At 61.1% G+C, this 16,859-nt stretch carries 17 protein-coding genes and 1 tRNA gene; 11 read left to right on the forward strand and 7 right to left on the reverse strand.

From position 1 onward, the window contains the following. Nucleotides 1-28: 28 nt before the first annotated feature. Entirely contained in the window at nt 29-772 is a 744-nt protein-coding gene (locus SJY08_RS07270; RefSeq protein ID WP_377275174.1) for a phosphodiester glycosidase family protein, read from the forward strand. 8 nt (nt 773-780) lie between these two features. On the opposite strand, the gene SJY08_RS07275 is transcribed toward SJY08_RS07270, so the two are convergent. From SJY08_RS07275 to SJY08_RS07295, 5 genes are all read right to left on the reverse strand, one after another. Beyond that, complete coding sequence (locus SJY08_RS07275; protein WP_150127382.1) at nt 781-1,122, reverse strand: hypothetical protein; 342 nt, start codon at nt 1,120-1,122, stop codon at nt 781-783. A 122-nt stretch (nt 1,123-1,244) separates the two neighbouring features. After that, nucleotides 1,245-2,450, reverse strand: coding sequence for an ABC transporter permease (locus SJY08_RS07280; RefSeq protein WP_300890489.1), 1,206 nt, complete (start codon nt 2,448-2,450; stop codon nt 1,245-1,247). Next, entirely contained in the window at nt 2,440-3,156 is a 717-nt protein-coding gene (locus SJY08_RS07285) for an ABC transporter ATP-binding protein (protein ID WP_377275175.1), read from the reverse strand. The genes SJY08_RS07280 and SJY08_RS07285 overlap by 11 nt, the downstream gene beginning before the upstream one ends. An 8-nt stretch (nt 3,157-3,164) precedes the next feature. Further along, nucleotides 3,165-4,463, reverse strand: coding sequence for an efflux RND transporter periplasmic adaptor subunit (locus SJY08_RS07290; RefSeq protein WP_377275176.1), 1,299 nt, complete (start codon nt 4,461-4,463; stop codon nt 3,165-3,167). Between the two features lie 194 nt (nt 4,464-4,657). Next, a complete protein-coding gene (locus SJY08_RS07295; protein ID WP_377275177.1) occupies nt 4,658-5,026 on the reverse strand; it encodes a winged helix-turn-helix transcriptional regulator in 369 nt (122 codons plus the stop codon). Between the two features lie 207 nt (nt 5,027-5,233). On the opposite strand from SJY08_RS07295, the gene SJY08_RS07300 reads away from it, so the two are divergent. From SJY08_RS07300 to SJY08_RS07310, 3 genes are all read left to right on the forward strand, one after another. Further along, on the forward strand, nt 5,234-5,677 hold the full coding sequence (locus SJY08_RS07300) for a nuclear transport factor 2 family protein (protein ID WP_377275178.1): 444 nt from the start codon (nt 5,234-5,236) through the stop codon (nt 5,675-5,677). 84 nt (nt 5,678-5,761) lie between these two features. Further along, nucleotides 5,762-6,361: a twin-arginine translocation signal domain-containing protein gene (locus SJY08_RS07305; protein ID WP_377275179.1), complete on the forward strand. Its 600-nt coding sequence runs from the start codon at nt 5,762-5,764 to the stop codon at nt 6,359-6,361. A gap of 241 nt (nt 6,362-6,602) precedes the next feature. Further along, nucleotides 6,603-7,754 (forward strand): hypothetical protein, encoded by a 1,152-nt coding sequence (locus tag SJY08_RS07310; protein ID WP_377275180.1) that lies wholly within the window; start codon nt 6,603-6,605, stop codon nt 7,752-7,754. Between the two features lie 139 nt (nt 7,755-7,893). On the opposite strand, the gene SJY08_RS07315 is transcribed toward SJY08_RS07310, so the two are convergent. After that, nucleotides 7,894-7,969, reverse strand: a tRNA-Lys gene (locus tag SJY08_RS07315). 183 nt (nt 7,970-8,152) lie between these two features. Between SJY08_RS07315 and SJY08_RS07320 the strand changes: the two genes are divergently transcribed. Together SJY08_RS07320 and SJY08_RS07325 are read left to right on the forward strand one after the other, a co-directional pair. Next, on the forward strand, nt 8,153-8,899 hold the full coding sequence (locus tag SJY08_RS07320; protein WP_054151323.1) for a cytochrome c biogenesis CcdA family protein: 747 nt from the start codon (nt 8,153-8,155) through the stop codon (nt 8,897-8,899). Nucleotides 8,900-8,940: 41 nt separating this feature from the next. Further along, the gene (locus tag SJY08_RS07325; protein ID WP_377275181.1) at nt 8,941-9,903 is read left to right on the forward strand and encodes an AEC family transporter; all 963 of its coding nucleotides are present in this window, start codon (nt 8,941-8,943) and stop codon (nt 9,901-9,903) included. On the opposite strand, the gene SJY08_RS07330 is transcribed toward SJY08_RS07325, so the two are convergent. Beyond that, nucleotides 9,880-11,085 carry a UbiH/UbiF family hydroxylase gene (locus SJY08_RS07330; RefSeq protein WP_377275182.1) on the reverse strand — a complete coding sequence of 402 codons (1,206 nt, stop codon included), beginning with the start codon at nt 11,083-11,085 and terminating at the stop codon, nt 9,880-9,882. The two genes, SJY08_RS07325 and SJY08_RS07330, sit on opposite strands and share 24 nt — an antisense overlap. Nucleotides 11,086-11,273: 188 nt before the next feature. On the opposite strand from SJY08_RS07330, the gene pcsA reads away from it, so the two are divergent. The 5 genes from pcsA to SJY08_RS07355 all read left to right on the forward strand — a co-directional run bounded on the left by pcsA (nt 11,274) and on the right by SJY08_RS07355 (nt 16,826). Next, the gene (gene pcsA / locus SJY08_RS07335; RefSeq protein WP_377275183.1) at nt 11,274-12,002 is read left to right on the forward strand and encodes a phosphatidylcholine synthase; all 729 of its coding nucleotides are present in this window, start codon (nt 11,274-11,276) and stop codon (nt 12,000-12,002) included. A 116-nt stretch (nt 12,003-12,118) separates the two neighbouring features. Beyond that, on the forward strand, nt 12,119-13,714 hold the full coding sequence (locus SJY08_RS07340; RefSeq protein ID WP_377275184.1) for an ABC transporter ATP-binding protein: 1,596 nt from the start codon (nt 12,119-12,121) through the stop codon (nt 13,712-13,714). Next, a complete protein-coding gene (locus tag SJY08_RS07345; protein ID WP_300890496.1) occupies nt 13,704-14,795 on the forward strand; it encodes an ABC transporter permease in 1,092 nt (363 codons plus the stop codon). The genes SJY08_RS07340 and SJY08_RS07345 overlap by 11 nt, the downstream gene beginning before the upstream one ends. Further along, the gene (locus SJY08_RS07350) at nt 14,792-15,712 is read left to right on the forward strand and encodes an ABC transporter permease (protein ID WP_300890497.1); all 921 of its coding nucleotides are present in this window, start codon (nt 14,792-14,794) and stop codon (nt 15,710-15,712) included. The genes SJY08_RS07345 and SJY08_RS07350 overlap by 4 nt, the downstream gene beginning before the upstream one ends. A gap of 40 nt (nt 15,713-15,752) precedes the next feature. Further along, a complete protein-coding gene (locus tag SJY08_RS07355; RefSeq protein WP_153762213.1) occupies nt 15,753-16,826 on the forward strand; it encodes a BMP family ABC transporter substrate-binding protein in 1,074 nt (357 codons plus the stop codon). Nucleotides 16,827-16,859: the final 33 nt, after the last annotated feature.

A 16,859-nucleotide genomic window follows, 5' to 3' on the forward strand; every position in this document is an offset into this window, starting at 1 on the left:
GAAGCGGGCTCACGAACAAGGGGGCTGCGTGCGAAAACTCCTCTCCATTCTCGGTCTTCTGATCGGCTCGAGCCTGCCTACGCTTGCGCTAGCGGCCTGCGAGGACCTTATCGACGGGGATGCCCGCTATCTCGCCTGCCGGTTCGATCCTGCCCGCGACGAGATAAGGCTGCATCTGGCCTCGCCCGAGGGGCAGGTCTATGGCGGGTTTGCCAGCTTGAGGCGCCAGCTCTGGGCCGAACGGCGCGTGCTGACATTTGCGATGAATGCCGGTATGTATCACGAGGACCTTTCGCCGGTCGGTTACTTCGCCGAATATGGCAAGGTGCTGAAACCGGCTGTCACGGGCGGTGGATGGGGGAATTTCCACCTGCTGCCGAATGGTGTCTTCCTGATGAAGGATGGCAAGGCGTCGGTGATCGAGACCAAGGCCTTCGTCGCCAGCGGACTGACACCCGACTTCGGCACGCAGTCCGGCCCGATGCTGGTCATCGACGGCAGACTGCATCCGCGGTTTCTGGCCGATAGCGACAGCTTCAAGATCCGCAACGGCATCGGCGTCGATGCCGAGGGGCAGGTGCACATGGTGGTGTCGCGGGTACCGGTACGGTTTTACGATTTCGCCCGCCTGTTTCGCGACAGGCTCGGTTGCGCCAACGCACTCTATCTCGACGGCACGATTTCAAGCGTGTTCATCGCCGAAGAAAAGCGGATGGACCGGCTCTTTCCCATGGGGCCGATCCTCTCGGTCAGCATGCCGATCCCGCAGTGAGACTGGGGTCAGACGGCGGCCTTGGGATAGGCGCGCTCGAGGCCTCCGGAACGATTGAGACCGGTGCGGAAGGCGGCAAATGCCGGGTGCTGGCTGGAGCGGGCGGCTTCCATCAGGCGGATCTGCAGGCGAGCCGGGGCATTGGCGCCGATCCACTCGCCATTGCGCTCGAGCTTTAGCGAATTCAGAAACCGGGATTCCGAGGCGATCTCGAGATAGACGTAGAGACCTTCAAGCAAGGCATCGTCCTGGGCCGGGTTTTCGAAGATGAGCTTCAGGAAGGCCTGGTCGGGCTCCTGCATAGAGGCGATCTTGGCGGCGACGGTGTCGCGGTCCGGAAAGGCGGACATGGGCTTACTCCCTCTGCTGGTCAAAATACTCATGAACGCATAGCCGGGCCACGCATCCATTAGGTCAAGCTACAGCATGCCAAGTTTGCCCCAAGCTGGTCGCGCAGTTCCGGGACCGGCCGTCATTCGTGGCGGAGCGCGTCGATCGGGTTCATCTGCGCGGCGCGGCGGGCGGGGAAATAGCCGAAGACCATGCCGATCGCTGCGGAAAAGGCGAAGGCGAGCAGGATGATCGAGGGGCTCGCGACAAAGGGGACCGACATCAGCGTGACGGCCGTATAGGCGATGCCAAGGCCGAGTGCGATGCCAACCACGCCGCCGAAGACGGACAGCGTGACCGCTTCGACGAGGAACTGCATCAGCACCTGGCGCTCGACTGCGCCAATCGCCAGCCTGATGCCGATCTCGCGCGTTCGCTCGGTGACGGACACCAGCATGATGTTCATGATGCCGATCCCGCCGACGAGCAGCGAGACGGCGGCGACCGCACCGAGCAGGCCCGTCATCAGCGTCGTGGTGCCGGTGAGCGTCGCTGCCATCTGGGTCATGTCGTTGACGGTGAAATCATCGTCGCGACCAGCAATAATCTTGCGGCGCTCGCGCAGCAGGCGTTCGACATCGGCCTGCACCTTTGCCGTGGATACGCCGTCTTCGGCCGAGAGCATGATGCTGGAGATATCCGTCGAGCCGCCGATGCGGCGCTGGAAGACCTTGAGCGGCATCATCACGACATCATCCTGGTCGCTGCCCATGCCGCTTTGCCCCTTCTTGTCGAGAAGGCCGATCACCTGGCAGGCGACATTGCCGACGCGGATGGTCTGGTCGACGGCCGGGGTCGAGCCGAACAGCCTGGAGCGCACCGTCTCACCGATGATGCAGACGGCCTGTCCGCCGCGCTCTTCGGATGGCAGGAAACTACGGCCGGAGGCGAGTTCCCAGTTCTGGGCCACGAGATAATCGTTACCCGAGCCGATGATCGTGGTCTGCCGGCTCTGGCCGCTGAAAACCACCGTCTGGCTGGACTGGTTGATGGCGGCCACGGCGCGCAGGCCCGGGATCTGCTCGCGGATCGCGTCGAGGTCCCGGATGGTGAACTTCTTGGCATCGGTTGCCGCGCGACCGGGGCCGAATTGGCCGGGGCGGACGAAGAGCAGGTTGGTGCCAAGCTTGGAGATTTCCGCCGTGACCTGAGCCGTGGTGCCGTTGCCGATCGTCACCATCGCGATGACGGCGGCGACGCCGATGACGACGCCGAGCACAGTGAGGAAGGAGCGCAACAGATTGCGGCGGATGGCGCGGAGTGCGAGCTTCAGGGTCTCAAAGAACATCGGCGACCTCCGCTCCAGCATGGGTGTCGGACTGGATATGGCCATCGACGAAACGCAGCGTGCGCTTGGCATAGGCTGCAATATCGTCTTCGTGGGTGACCATGATGACGGTTATTCCGTGGTCACGGTTGAGGCCGGTGATCAGTTCCATGATCTCGCGGCTGGTCTTCGTGTCGAGATTGCCGGTCGGCTCGTCGGCCAGGAGCACGGATGGGCTGGTGACGATCGCCCGGGCAATGGCCACACGTTGCTGCTGGCCGCCGGATAGTTCCTGGGTCGTGTGGTTTTCGCGGCCGGCCAGACCGACCTGCGACAGCGCGGTCAAGGCGCGGGTTCGCCGTTCACGGGCATCCATGCCACGATAGACAAGGGGCAGTTCGACATTCTCGACGGCCGAGGTGCGGGCGAGCAGGTTGAAACCCTGGAAGACAAAGCCCAGCATGTGACGGCGCAGCAACGTGTATTGCGCTCGGTCGAAGCCCGTCGTGTCGATGCCCTGAAACAGGTACTGACCAGAGGTCGGCACATCCAGGCAGCCGAGGATGTTCATGGCGGTCGATTTGCCCGAGCCGGACGGGCCCATGATCGCGACGAATTCATGCCGATCGATCGTCAGGTCGACCTTGTCCAGCGCGCGGATGGTTGCTTCACCGCGGCCATAGACGCGGGAAATCTGGCGAAACTCGATGAGTGGAGCCACTGCCATCCTGTGCCTCAACCGTTGCGAACCGTTTGATCGGTGATCACCCGGTCGCCTTCCTTCACATCGCCCTTGACGATCACCGTATTCTGCCCGTCGGAGGAACCGATCTCGATGTTGACGGCGACCGGCTGACCGTCGCGCAAGAGCCAGATGGTGCGTTCGCTGCCCGTCGGCTCAGGCGCGCTGGCGGGTGCCATGCGTGGTGGGCGAAACAGGCTGAATACGCCGCTGCCGCCTTCGGCGGTCTCGGTCTGCGTGGCGGGGGGCGAGTAACGCAAGGCGGCATTGGGAATGAGCAGGCCGTCTTCGACCGACTGGACGACGATATCGGCGGTCGCCGTCATGCCCTGGCGCAGAAGAAGCTCGTCATTGGCGACGGACAGGATGCCCTTATAGGTCACGACATCGTTGACCGTTTCGGACGCATAGCGGATCGAGGTGATCTCGGCCGGGAAACGCTGATCGGGAAAGGCATCGACCGTGAAGGTGGCGGTCTGACCCACGGCGACCTGCCCGACATCGGCCTCGTCGATAGAGACCTGCAGCTCCATTTCCCGGAGATCGCCCGCGATGGTGAAGAGTGTCGGCGCCTCCAGCGAGGCTGCCACCGTGGCGCCGGGATCGACATTGCGCGAGAGAACTATGCCGTCGATCGGCGACGCGATGGTCGCCTTGGAGAGTGACAGATTCGCCTGTTCGAGAGCGGCTTGTGCCGAGATGACATCGGCGTCTGCGCTCTGGCGCGCGGCAGATGCGGCCTGGAAGGTGTATTCGGCGGTGTCGAGATCCTGCTGGGTGGAGACGCGGCTGGAGACCAGCGTGGTCAGCCGGTCGAGCTTGGCCTTGGCGGACTGCTCGTCGGCCTCAGCCTTGGAAACGGAGGCGCGGGCAGAGGCAAGCGCAGCTTCCTTGGCCTTCAGATCGGCATTCAGCTTGTCTGTATCGAGGCGCGCCAGGACGTCGCCCTTATTCACCTCGCTGTTGTAGTCGACCAGTACCTCCCGCACGGTGCCTGATTGTTCCGAGGAAACGTCGACCTGAACGGTGGGCTCGACCGACCCGGTGGCGGTGACGATCACCGTCAGATTGCCGGGTTTCGGCTCCGACGTCGTATAGCTCACCGTCGTGCCGCCGGCCGACCAGAGATATGCGCCGTAGCCGAGACCAGCGAGGGCGAGGATGACAAAAACGCGCAGACCCCAGCGCCGCTTTGGCCGCGCGGCATTGGCCAGGATCGCTTTCAGTTCCTCGGCTTCGGCGGAGTTCTCCGGTTTTACGTCTTCGCTCACGTCTGCTCCGTCACACTGCATTCTCACTTTGCCGGGACCATGGCCCAAGCTCGGGCCGTCGCCCTTGATCGGGGTCAAGTGGCGACGGGTTCCCTATTGATGCAGATAGACCTTCGCGGCGGAAAGGACAGTGAAACATTGGTAAGGTTGGTGGGAGGTGCGGCAACTGCTCTCAGATGAGTGCTGGAGGCTGAGCATATGGTCGGCCTGACCGGCTATTTCCGTGCATCATACATAGACCGGGCGGCGTCGATCTCGGCTCGATGCTCAATCGCCCAGGTGGCGAGAGGGGAAAATCGAGCGAACAGGCTCTGACCCAAAGGGCGCAGCAGATAATCCACCCGCGGCGGGGCCGTTGGAGTGACGATGCGTTCAATCAGCCCGTCTCGTTCCAGCTTTCGCAGCGTCTGCGTCAGCACCTTTTGCGATAGGTCGGGGATGTCGCGACGCAATTCCGAGAAACGGCGCGCCGAAAGATGCAGCGCCGCCATGACCAAGATGGACCACTTGTCGCTGACGCCGTCCAGCACATGGCGGACGGGACAGGTCGCCGGGTCAAGCGAAATGCCGGGGGTCTCTGACAATTCTTGTATAATCACGACGTCCTCACGGGTTCCTGATCAGATTTGGCACGGTTACCAAAAAGTGCCTCCTTTATCAATTGCAACATTATTAATAGGACGTTGGTATCGAACGGATACCTACTTGTTGTGACGCTCTGTCTTGCGCTTCCCAATCGGTTCGGTGCCGGCTTGATCTCGCTCGTGAAACCTCAAAAATAGGAATCTTCCATGTCCCTTCTCAGAACCGGCGCGCTTGCGCTCGCGCTCACCTTTTCATCCCTTGCTGGAACCGCAATGGCGCAAGAATCCAACAAGGATTTTGTCGTGAAGGCTGTCACGGAGCTATTTTCCGAGAAGGATCTGACCGCGATCGACCGCTATTGGGCCGACAGCTACATGCAGCGTAACCCGGGTCTTGCCTCGACCAGCGCGGTGCTGAAGGAGGCGCTGAAGGACATGCCGGCCAACATGACCTATGAAATCGGCATGGTGATCGCCGACGGCGATCTGGTGGCCATCCATGGTCGCTATACCGGCTGGGGACCAACGCCGCTGATCGTCGTGGACATCTACCGCGTCGAGAATGGCAAAATCGCAGAACATTGGGATGTCGGCCAGGACGAGGTGCTGGAAACCGCCTCCGGCCTGCCTATGTTCGAACCGATGAAATGAGCCTGGTGGCGGGGGCTGCGGCCCTCGGCCCACTGCCTTTTCGAGCCGGTGGTTGCCGGCCGCGTCAACGACAGGAGACAAACCATGACCGACCAGAGCAAGGCCCCCGCCCGCCGCAGGTTTCTGAAATTTGCCGCCATGGTGCCGGCCAGCCTTGGCCTCTCGGTCTCCTGGGCCAAAGCACAGGAGGCCATGATCCCGACCTCCGACGACATGGAGGGCCCCTATTACATCAGCAACACCCCCGTAGTTCGCAATCTGAACCGCTTTGGCAAGCCGGGGGAGGTGATGCGGATCGCAGGCCAGGTGATGAACGCTGCGGCCCCGGATGTGCCGGTTGCTGGCGCAAAGCTCGAACTATGGCAGACGGACGGTCGAGGTCGCTATCACCCGCAAGAAAGCGGGGACTATAGCGATTTTCGCGACGACCAGATCGATCTGCGCGGCACAGTGATCGCTGATTCGCAGGGCCGATTTGATGTTCTTTCGGTCTTTCCGGCTGAATACTGGCCTCGACCGCCGCATATCCATTACTGGATCAAGGCCGAAGGTTTCCACCCGCTGGTAACCCAGCACTATCTCGATACGGGGCCCGGCACGCGGCCGCATCGCACCGCGCGCGTCCTGCGCGATCAGAGACCGGCACTCTATCCGGCACCGACATTTTACATCGAGCCAGTCTAGCCACCGTGTCACAGACGACGGGAAGCAAGGCTTGCGGAATATTCCGATGGCCTTGAGACGTGGGTAAGCACCACCCTCAGCGACCACCAATCGGACTGAACCGCGCAGCCAGCTCCCGCAAGGTCGAGCGGGGCGCAACCACAAGAGGTCCCTAATCTCTATTCAACCAATCTTAATTTCTCATCGGTACCGAAGTCATGCCGATCCGATAAACTGAAATGCCGCTCGATACGGAGCCCAGATGAGATCCTTGATATCGCCGAGTTTGCAATCCGCTTTGGAAGCGCAGGCCCTTGAGGAGGGGTTGCTTAGCCGAGATGATTACAGCTACGGCGAACTCTATGACGTGCCAGCGGCGCTGCGCAGCATCAAGGACCACAAAAAAATATTGCCCTATCTATGCCTCTTCCCCAACGTTGAAGGGACGGAGTCAGAGTTCGATAACAGAAAATTGGCGAGTCGGATCGGAATGGAGTTTGAGCCCGTCTCGGTTCGCGGCATCCGTTCACAGTTTTTCAAGCAGAAATCTGCTGACGGGGAAGGTTCAATAGAGGCATTTATGTACGAGTGTCACAGCCGCGCCTTCGCAACGTTTGAGTCACAACGCGACCAAATCCTGCCGATCGTATTTGCTCATATGAGCAAAGAGTGGAACAGCCCCTCGGCGACCCGCCATAGGCAACTGAACTTTTATACCGAGAGTTTCGCCATCCGCGAGGCGGCTTTGCATGCCGTCGATATGATGGCACAATGGTATGCAACCGACTTGGCATCTCCGATGTGGAGGTATGATACCCGCGCCGAACAGAGATTAGCCGACTGGTCTGGTCTGCCTCGGAACCTAATCGCGGAACCCGATTTTGAGCTCTGGCTGGACAAACTTGACGATTTTTATGTTCGGCACTTTGCGACCATTTTCTGGTCTGGCGTAAACGAGCGCGCCTTGTCTATTCAAGGTGAGGGGCGAACCGCTGCATCTCAATCAGTTGAAGTCAAGAAAAAGGCGGCGGAGACCGCCGCGCTTTTATCAATCAACTTTCGCGACGAGTTGAGGGTAGTGCCAGACCCGCGGAGCCTCGCTGAGGCAATCGAGATGGCGCATTCGACCGAGATGTCACGTCTGCGAGAAAAAATTTTTGAATGGATCTCTATCGCAGGCCAATCTGACGCCTCTCTAGATCAGCGAATCCGAAGAGACATCGCAAAGGCGTCGGCGGAGTTGAGGAGATTGCGCAGCTATAGGGAGTTAAACTCCAGCCCCTGGTTCTTCACTGCCAAGTTCTTAACTGCGCAGGTGCCGTTAGTTTCTAACGTCGCATCTGTTATTGAATATGGCCTCACTTGGTATGAAAAATGGGCTACAGAGAAGAATGTGTGGGTCGCCATACGCTGATCGCGAAGACCAAGATTTGCCAAATGAAACGTCCTAGTGACTGCCGACTAGTCAAACCTCCCCGAAGGGCAGGGGCTTCTTCATGGCTCATGTGCCGCAAATTACCATTATTACATCGTTGAAATCATTTAGACTTCGTTGGTGAGAGCGCAGGGATTCGAACCCTGGACCTACTGATTAAAAGTCAGTTGCTCTACCGGCTGAGCTACGCTCTCCCGTGCGGTTTTGCGCCGCCTCAAGAAGTGCGCGGAACATAGGCAGGTGACCCCGGCCGGTCAACCGCAAAAATGCAGTTTCGGCAGCAAAATTCAGTCCTGTTGTCGCAGTCTACGCAATGGTGATTGGCAAGCACCGGCTTGCGGGATTAGGAAGGGCCGGTTCGGGTTCCGGAGTTCACAGTGTCGATTGCCGATATTTCCTTTTTCAGCGCGCTTCTGGCCGGAGCCCTGTCGTTCCTTTCGCCCTGCGTGCTGCCGCTGGTGCCGCCGTATCTCTGTTATATGGCCGGTATTTCGGTCGATCAGTTCCGCGACGGAGCCCAGGCTGAAAATGCGGCTGCCCGCCGGACGGTGATGTTGACGGCGCTTGTCTTCACGCTCGGTTTTGCCACCGTCTTCGTCGCGCTCGGTGCCGGTGCCTCGACGATTGGCGGGCTTTTGCGTCAGCACATGGATCTCTTGTCGAAGATCGGCGGCGTTATCATCATCATCATGGGGCTGAACTTCCTCGGCGTCTTCCGCCTCGGGCTGCTTTCCTCGGAATATCGATTCGCAGGCGGGGGAAAGCCCGCAACGCTTTCGGGCGCCTATGTGATGGGTCTCGCTTTCGCCTTCGGTTGGACGCCCTGCATCGGCCCGGTCCTGGGCGCCATCCTCGGGGTTGCGGCCTCGAAGGAGACCGTCGGGGATGGTGCGCTGCTGCTGGCGATCTATTCTCTGGGGCTTGCCGTGCCCTTCTGGATCGCGGCCGGCTTCTCGGGCGCCTTCATGCGGTTTCTCACGCGCTTCCGCCGGCATCTCGGCGTGGTGGAAAAAGCCATGGGCGGGCTGCTGGTGCTGACCGGGCTTGCCTTCATCTTCGGTTATGTCTCCGACATGGCGATCTGGTTTCAGCAGACCTTTCCAATCCTGTCGCAAATCGGCTAAGTCCGGTCTGAACGCATCGTCGCGTTCGGGGGGAGTGAGCCATGGCGGATATCATCGCGCTGGTCTTGCCGTTTTTCGGCCTGATCCTGATCGGCTACGTGTCGGGGAAGCTCGGCGATCATTCCGCCCAGGCGCTCGGCTGGCTGAACTTCTTCGTCATCTACGTCACGCTGCCGGCGCTGTTCTTCAAGCTCGTTTCGCGCACGCCGATCGAACAGCTGACGCGGATCGACTTCATCGCGGCCTGCCTTGCGGCCACCTATTCGATCTTTGTCCTCGTCTTTGTGATCGGCCGCTATGTTCGCGGTAACAACATCGCCGAATTGACCGTCCAGGCGCTGGCGGGCGCCTATGGCAATATCGGTTACATGGGGCCGGGCCTGGCGCTGCTCGCCTTCGGCGAAAAGGCTGCCGTCCCGGTCGCACTCGTCTTCTGCTTCGAGAACGCGGCGCATTTCATCGCCGCCCCTGCCTTGATGGCCTTTGCCGGTGGCGACAAGCGTCCGCCGTTGCAACTGGCGCTCGATGTGGCGAGAAAGATCCTGACCCATCCCTTCATCATCGCGACCTTGGTGGGTTTCGTGGCCGCCGCCTTTGCCTTCGAGCCACCGCTCGCGCTGCAACGCCTGATCGACTACCTCGCTCAGGCGGCGGCCCCTTGCGCTCTGTTTGCCATGGGCGTGACGCTTGCGCTGCGGCCGCTCAAGCGCATTCCCGCCGAGATCGGCTACATCGTGCCGATCAAGCTCGTGCTGCATCCGATCCTGGTCTATGTCGTCCTGAGTTTTGTCGGAAACTTCGACCCGCTCTGGGTCTATACTGCAGTGCTGCTCGCCTCGCTGCCGACGGCCACAAATGTCTTCGTCATCGGCCAGCAATATGGCGTGTGGCAGGAAAGGGCGTCTGCGACGATCCTGATCACCACGGTCATTTCGGTATTCTCGGTGTCGGCGCTGCTGTTCGCCATCACCCAGGGTTACCTACCGGCGGACCTTTTCCCGTAGCAGTAACGGCAGGTTCTTCAGTCCACGCCCGGGCGCCACGCCTTCCTGCATGACGAGATTGCGCAGTGGGCCGACGCTCGCCAGCACCTGGAGGCCGGCCGCCCGCAGCATCTGAACGGGCAGCAGGCCCGACAGCAGCGATCGATTGAGAAGATCGACGCTTGCCGTTCGGCTTGCGATGTCAAGCCGGCGCTTGCGGTCGAAGAGGTCGCCCGCGTCCGCCGCAATCGGTGAAGAACTGGGGTCGAGCAGAATGTCTTCCAGGGCTGCGATGTCGCGCAGGCTGAGGTTCAAGCCCTGGGCACCGATCGGCGGGAAAGCGTGACCGGCTTCGCCGATGAAGGCCGAGCGGCCCTTGCCATACTGACGGGCCGTCATGCCCGAGAGGGGCCAGGCCTGGACGCCGTCCTCCACCTGAACCTTGCCCAACATGGACTGCATGCGCGCCTCGACTTCGGCCGAGAGTTGATCCGGTGACTGCGAGATCATCCTGTCGGCTTCCTGCGGCGGCAGGACCCAGACGAGGCTCGAGCGCAGGCCGGGCAGTGGGACCTGGGTGAACGGACCCGATTCGGTGTGGAACTCCGTCGAGACGTTCTGGTGCGGCAGGCTGTGGATGAAGTTCATCACCACGGCCGTTTGCGGGTAGGACCAGGTTTTCACGCCGACGCCTGCACTTTCGCGGGTCTTGGAGCGGCGGCCGTCCGCTCCGATCGCAAAGCCTGCGGTGATTGCGTCTTCACCGTGAATGCCGATGGTGACTGCTTCTGCGCCGATATGGATGGTCTCGGCCGCCAAGGTGCGGCGGGTAATCAGCGGCTCGGCCGCGACCGCCTTTGCCAGTGTTTGCAGCAGTGCGGAATTCGGAACGTTGTAGCCGAAGGCGTCGAGCCCGATTTCCGCGCTCCGGAATGCCACTGTCGGTGCGCGCAAGAGGCGCCTTGTGCCATCGACGATCTGCATGACGGTGAGGGCGGCGGCGGTCTCTTTCAACTCCTGCCAGAGACCAAGGCGTTCGATCATCGCCAGCGACTGGTCCATGAGGGCCGTAGTGCGCCGGTCCGAGCCGTTGGGTTCCGGTCCGACGAGCACGACGCGGCGACCGCCGCGGGCCATAGCAAGGGCGGCAATCTGTCCGGCGGGACCGGCGCCGATCACGGCAATGTCGAATTCGTAGCTCATGGTGAAGGTCCCGATTGGCATCTTGTAACGTTATCTAGAGCCGCCGCACGGTAAAATCCATGGGCCGAAATGGCGCATGCTCCTGGCGGGTAACGGGCGAAATCCGGGCATAGACCGCCACTTGTGTTGCAATGCGCGCCATTTCGTCCGATACCGTTTCCTCCGAAGTGCCGCCGACTGGAGCAGGGATGAAGATCTTTAATTACAAGCGTGTGCCCTATGCCGAAATCCGTGCCTTTTCGGTTCATATGCTCACTGCTTCCGGATCCTTTCTGGCCTTTCTGGGTGTCGTTGCTGCAGCTGAGAACCGCTTCGTCGACATGTTCTGGTGGCTGGGGCTTGCACTTGTCGTGGACGGCATCGACGGACCGATCGCCCGCAAGGTGCGCGTCAAGGAAGTCCTGCCGAACTGGTCCGGCGATACGCTCGACAATATCATCGACTATGTCACCTATGTCCTTCTGCCAGCCTTTGCGCTCTATCAGAGCGGCATGATCGGCGAGCCCTGGTCCTTCGTTGCCGCCGGACTGATCGTGGTGTCGAGCGCCATCTATTATGCAGACATGGGCATGAAGACGGATGAATACTTCTTTTCCGGCTTCCCGGTCGTCTGGAATATGCTGATCTTCACGCTCTTCGTGATCGATGCGAGCGCCACCACGGCCCTGATCGCGGTGCTCGTTTCTGTTGTCCTGACCTTCCTTCCGATCTTCTTCCTGCACCCCGTGCGTGTGAAACGGCTACGCAATCTCAACATGGCGGTTTTCCTGCTGTGGTGCGCTTTCGGCGGTTATGCACTCCTCCTGCATTTCCAGTCGCCTCCCTGGGTCGTCTGGGGCATGATCCTGACCGGGATCTACCTGTATGTCATCGGCGGCGTGTTGCAGTTTTTCCCGAGCCTTGGTCGCCGCGATTGACCGTTCTGGCACGTGGCTGGGCAAAACCAAAAAAAACTTTTGCCTATATATTGTGCGCTGCCGCAAACAGGTTATGAATTGAGCGGTGGACCGGGCGCAAGACCCGGCCGACGCGCATGAGAGTGCAAGGGGGACCTGTGCCGCATCAACCGCCCGAGGGCGAAAAGCCGCTTTTGACCGTGCGGGGGCTGACGAAGCTGTTCGGCAGCTTCAAGGCCTGCGACGACATCGACCTCGACATCGGCCATGGCGAGATCCACGCTCTTCTCGGCGAGAACGGTGCCGGCAAATCCACCCTTGTGAAGATGCTATTCGGTATTCTCGCACCCTCGGCGGGCACGATCGCCTGGCAGGGGCAAGACCAGGCCATCCCCAATCCTGCCGCAGCCCGGCGTCTCGGCATCGGCATGGTCTTCCAGCATTTTTCGCTTTTCGAAGCGCTGACGGTTGCCGAGAACATCGCGCTGTCGCTCGACGAGAAGATCTCGATCTCCGAGCTTTCCAAGAAGGCGGCAGAGCTTTCGGTCGCCTATGGACTGCCGCTCGATCCCAATGCCCATGTCGCCGATCTCTCGGTCGGTGAGCGCCAGCGCATCGAGATCGTCCGCGCGCTCTTGCAGAACCCCAAACTCATCATCCTTGACGAGCCGACCTCGGTGCTGACGCCCCAGGAAGCCGACAAGCTGTTCGAGACCCTGTTCAAGCTGAAGGCGGAAGGTCGCTCCGTTCTCTATATCAGCCACCGGCTTGAGGAAGTGCAGCGCATCTGCGATCGCGCAACCGTGCTCCGTCACGGCAAGGTCACGGGCGCCTGCGACCCGCGGCAGGAAACGCCGGCTTCGCTTGCCCGGATGATGGTGGGCGCCGATGTCGCCGGCGTCGAGAAGGTCGAGCCGCCCACGGATGGCGTCGTCCAGCTGCAGATCACCGAGCTCTCGGTCAGCCCGCGAACACCTTTTGCCATGCCGCTAAAAAACGTTTCGATGACCGTCAAGGCGGGCGAGATTCTCGCCATTGCCGGGGTCGCCGGCAACGGCCAGAGCGAGCTTTTCGATGCGCTTTCCGGCGAGTATGTCGTGCCCAATCCCGATGCAATCCGCCTGCGCGGCAAGTCCGTCGGTCGCCTCGGGATCAACGAACGCAGGCTGCTCGGCGCTGGCTTCGTGCCTGAAGAGCGCCACGGCCATGCGGCAATTCCGGCCATGAGCCTGTCGGAAAACCTGTTTCTCTCGCGCAATGCGTCCGACCGTTCAGCCTACCTCGCAGGCGGGAAAATTGGTCTCATACGCCATGGGCTGGTGCAGCAGGCAGCGCGTCGCATCTCCGAGATGATGGATGTGCGCAAGAGTGGTGATGATCCCTCCGCCGGTTCACTCTCGGGTGGCAATCTGCAGAAATTCATCGTCGGCCGCGAACTCGACCGCCAGCCTTCTGTGCTGGTCGTCAACCAGCCGACCTGGGGCGTCGATGCCGGCGCTGCAAGCCGTATCCGCCAGGCGCTGGTCGATCTTGCCAAGGCGGGATCCGCTGTGGTCGTCATCAGCCAGGACCTCGACGAGATCTTCGAGGTCGCAACTTCGATTGCGGCCATCTCCGAAGGCACGCTGTCCGACGCCTATCCCGCCTCGACCATGACCCGCGAACGCATCGGTATCCTGATGGGCGGCGTGCATGGCCTGACCACTGCCCCGGAGGCGGCCCATGCGCATTGAACTCGAACGTCGTTCCCGGCAGTCCAGCCTGTTTGCCATCGTCTCGCCTTTGCTGGCGCTGGCGCTCACCGTCTTCTTCGGCGGCATCATGTTTGCGATGCTTGGCAAGGACCCGGTCTCGGCACTCTTCAGCTTCTTCATCGAGCCGCTGCTGGAGGTCTGGTCGCTGCATGAGCTTGCGGTGAAGGCCGCACCGTTGATCCTGATCGGTGTCGGCCTGTCGGTCTGTTATCGCTCGAACAACTGGAATATCGGTGCCGAGGGGCAGTTCATCGTCGGGGCCATCGTCGGCTCGATCCTGCCGATCACCTTCTATGAATGGAACTCGCCGCTGCTCTTGCCGATGATGATCGTCATGGGTGCCATCGGCGGTGCCGCCTATGGCGCCATTCCGGCGCTCTTGAAGACCCGCTTCAACACGAATGAAATCCTGACCAGCCTGATGCTGGTCTACATCGCCCAGCTTTTCCTCGACTGGCTGACGCGCGGGGTCTGGAAGGACCCGGCCGGCTACAATTTCCCGCAGTCGCGCTCTTTTGTCTCGGAAGCCGTGCTGCCAGAAATCCTGTCCTCCGGCCGCGCGCATCTCGGCATCATCTTTGCGCTGATTGCCGCCGTCGCCGTCTGGTTCATGATGCGCTACACGCTGAAGGGCTTTCAGGTCGTGGTTCTCGGGCAGTCGGAACGGGCAGGGCGCTTTGCCGGCTTCTCCTCGCGCAAGATGGTCTGGTTCTCGATGATGTTCTCGGGCGCGCTGGCCGGGCTGGCCGGCATTTCGGAAGTGTCGGGCTCGATCGGTCACCTGCAGCCGACCATTTCGCCGGGCTACGGCTTCACGGCCATCATCGTTGCCTTCCTCGGGCGTCTTAATCCGCTCGGCATCATCGCCTCCGGCTTCGTGCTGGCGCTGACCTATCTGGGCGGCGAGGGCGCACAGTTGTCGATCGGCGTCTCCGACAAGGTCACACGCGTCTTTCAGGGGCTGCTTCTTTTCTTTGTGCTCTCCTGTGACACACTCATTCTCTACAAGGTGCGGATCGTCTTTGATCGTGCCCGCAATGCCGCGACGAAGGGGGCTTGATCATGTTCGAGGCCATCCTTCTCACTGTCATCACCGCCTCGACGCCGCTGGTGATCGCCGCCATGGGCGAACTCGTGGCCGAGCGTTCAGGCGTGCTGAACCTCGGCGTCGAAGGCATGATGATCATCGGTGCGGTCTGCGCCTTCATCGCGACGAACCTGACCGGCTCACCCTATGTCGGCGTTCTTGCAGGGATCGCGACCGGCGCGGCCTTCTCGCTGCTCTTCGGTTTCCTGACGCTCACCCTCGTCGCCAATCAGGTGGCGACCGGTCTGGCACTCACCATCCTCGGCCTTGGCGTCTCCGGTATGATCGGCGAAAGCGTGGTCGGTGTGCCCGGTGTGAAGATGCAGCCGATCGTCATTCCGCTTCTGTCGGACATTCCTGTAATCGGCCCCATCCTCTTCGCCCAGGACCTGTTTTTCTACCTTTCCATTCTGCTGGTTGCCGGCGTGAACTGGTATCTGTTCAAGAGCCGCTCGGGCCTCAAGCTGCGCGCGATCGGCGACAGCCACGGCTCGGCGCATACGCTCGGGCTACCCGTCATCCGGACGCGCTATCTGGCGGTGATGTTCGGCGGCGCTTGTGCCGGTCTTGCCGGTGCGCAGCTGTCGCTGGTGTATACGCCGCAATGGGTGGAGAACATGTCCGCCGGCCGCGGCTGGATCGCGCTTGCGCTCGTCGTCTTCGCCGCATGGCGGCCCTGGCGGGTTCTTGCCGGCGGCTACCTCTTCGGTGCCGTGACCATCGGGCAGCTGCATGCGCAAGCGCTCGGCATCGGTCTGCCCTCGCAATTTCTGTCCGCGCTGCCCTATGCGGCGACCATTGTCGTGCTGATCATAATCTCCCATAATCGCCGCACGACGCTGATCAACACGCCGGCCTGCCTCGGCAAGCCGTTCGTGCCGGATAGATAATCAAAACAAAAGCTTCAACCTAACCAGACAGGGGTACATCATGAAAAACATCCTCCTCGCGCTTGCCGCATCGGCAGCCGCAATCGTCGGCGTCGCGGCACCCGCCGCCGCTCAGGACAAGACGAAGATCTGCTTCGTCCACGTCGGCTCGAAGACCGACGGTGGCTGGACCCAGGCGCACGATATCGGCCGTCAGGAGCTTCAGGCTCATTTCGGCGACAAGATCGAAACGCCTTACCTCGAAAACGTGCCGGAAGGTCCGGATGCCGAGCGCGCCATCGAGCGCATGGCCCGTTCCGGCTGCGCCCTGGTCTACACGACCTCCTTCGGCTTCATGGATGCAACCCTGAAGGTCGCCGAGAAGTTTCCGGACGTGAAGTTCGAACACGCCACCGGCTACAAGACTGCAGACAATGTCGCGACCTACAATTCGCGCTTCTATGAAGGCCGCTTCATCAACGGTCAGATCGCCGGCAAGATGTCGAAGACCGGTGTCGCCGGTTACATCGCTTCCTTCCCGATCCCGGAAGTCGTCGCCGGCATCAACGCCTTCCTGCACGGCGCCCGCACCGTCAACCCGGAATTCAAGCTGAAGGTCATCTGGGTCAACACTTGGTTCGACCCCGGCAAGGAAGCCGATGCCGCAAAGGCGCTGTTTGACCAGGGCGTGGACATTCTGACCCAGCACACCGACACGACGGCTCCGATGCAGGTTGCCGAAGAACGTGGGATGAAGGCCTTCGGTCAGGCCTCCGACATGATCGCCGCCGGCCCGACTGCGCAGCTCAGCGCCATCGTCGACACCTGGGCGCCCTACTACATCAAGCGCACCCAGGCTGTTCTCGACGGCACATGGAGCTCGGCGCAGACTTTCGACGGTCTCGTCGACGGCATTCTGTCGATGGCGCCCTATACCAACATGCCCGACGACGTGAAGGCCATGGCCATGGACACTGAAGCCAAGATCAAGTCCGGCGAACTGAAGCCCTTCACCGGTCCGCTCAACAAGCAGGACGGCTCCGTCTGGTTGGCGGAAGGTGAGTCGGCTGACTACGGCACCATCCTCGGCATGAACTTCTACATTGAAGGTGTAGACGACAAGCTGCCGCAGTAATCTGCGACTTGCGGAAATGGAAAGAGCGCCTTT

Origin of the sequence: Rhizobium sp. R86522, assembly GCF_042466255.1 — a bacterium.
Lineage (GTDB): Bacteria > Pseudomonadota > Alphaproteobacteria > Rhizobiales > Rhizobiaceae > Allorhizobium.

Bases quoted from the DNA above. Each gene is read 5' to 3' on its own strand.
- SJY08_RS07275 (WP_150127382.1), bottom strand. From the start codon at position 1,122: ATGTCCGCCTTTCCGGACCGCGACACCGTCGCCGCCAAGATCGCCTCT.
- SJY08_RS07280 (WP_300890489.1), bottom strand. From the start codon at position 2,450: ATGTTCTTTGAGACCCTGAAGCTCGCACTCCGCGCCATCCGCCGCAAT.
- SJY08_RS07285 (WP_377275175.1), bottom strand. From the start codon at position 3,156: ATGGCAGTGGCTCCACTCATCGAGTTTCGCCAGATTTCCCGCGTCTAT.
- SJY08_RS07290 (WP_377275176.1), bottom strand. From the start codon at position 4,463: ATGCAGTGTGACGGAGCAGACGTGAGCGAAGACGTAAAACCGGAGAAC.
- SJY08_RS07300 (WP_377275178.1), top strand. From the start codon at position 5,234: ATGTCCCTTCTCAGAACCGGCGCGCTTGCGCTCGCGCTCACCTTTTCA.
- SJY08_RS07305 (WP_377275179.1), top strand. From the start codon at position 5,762: ATGACCGACCAGAGCAAGGCCCCCGCCCGCCGCAGGTTTCTGAAATTT.
- SJY08_RS07310 (WP_377275180.1), top strand. From the start codon at position 6,603: ATGAGATCCTTGATATCGCCGAGTTTGCAATCCGCTTTGGAAGCGCAG.
- SJY08_RS07325 (WP_377275181.1), top strand. From the start codon at position 8,941: ATGGCGGATATCATCGCGCTGGTCTTGCCGTTTTTCGGCCTGATCCTG.
- SJY08_RS07330 (WP_377275182.1), bottom strand. From the start codon at position 11,085: ATGAGCTACGAATTCGACATTGCCGTGATCGGCGCCGGTCCCGCCGGA.
- pcsA (WP_377275183.1), top strand. From the start codon at position 11,274: ATGAAGATCTTTAATTACAAGCGTGTGCCCTATGCCGAAATCCGTGCC.
- SJY08_RS07340 (WP_377275184.1), top strand. From the start codon at position 12,119: ATGAGAGTGCAAGGGGGACCTGTGCCGCATCAACCGCCCGAGGGCGAA.
- SJY08_RS07345 (WP_300890496.1), top strand. From the start codon at position 13,704: ATGCGCATTGAACTCGAACGTCGTTCCCGGCAGTCCAGCCTGTTTGCC.
- SJY08_RS07355 (WP_153762213.1), top strand. From the start codon at position 15,753: ATGAAAAACATCCTCCTCGCGCTTGCCGCATCGGCAGCCGCAATCGTC.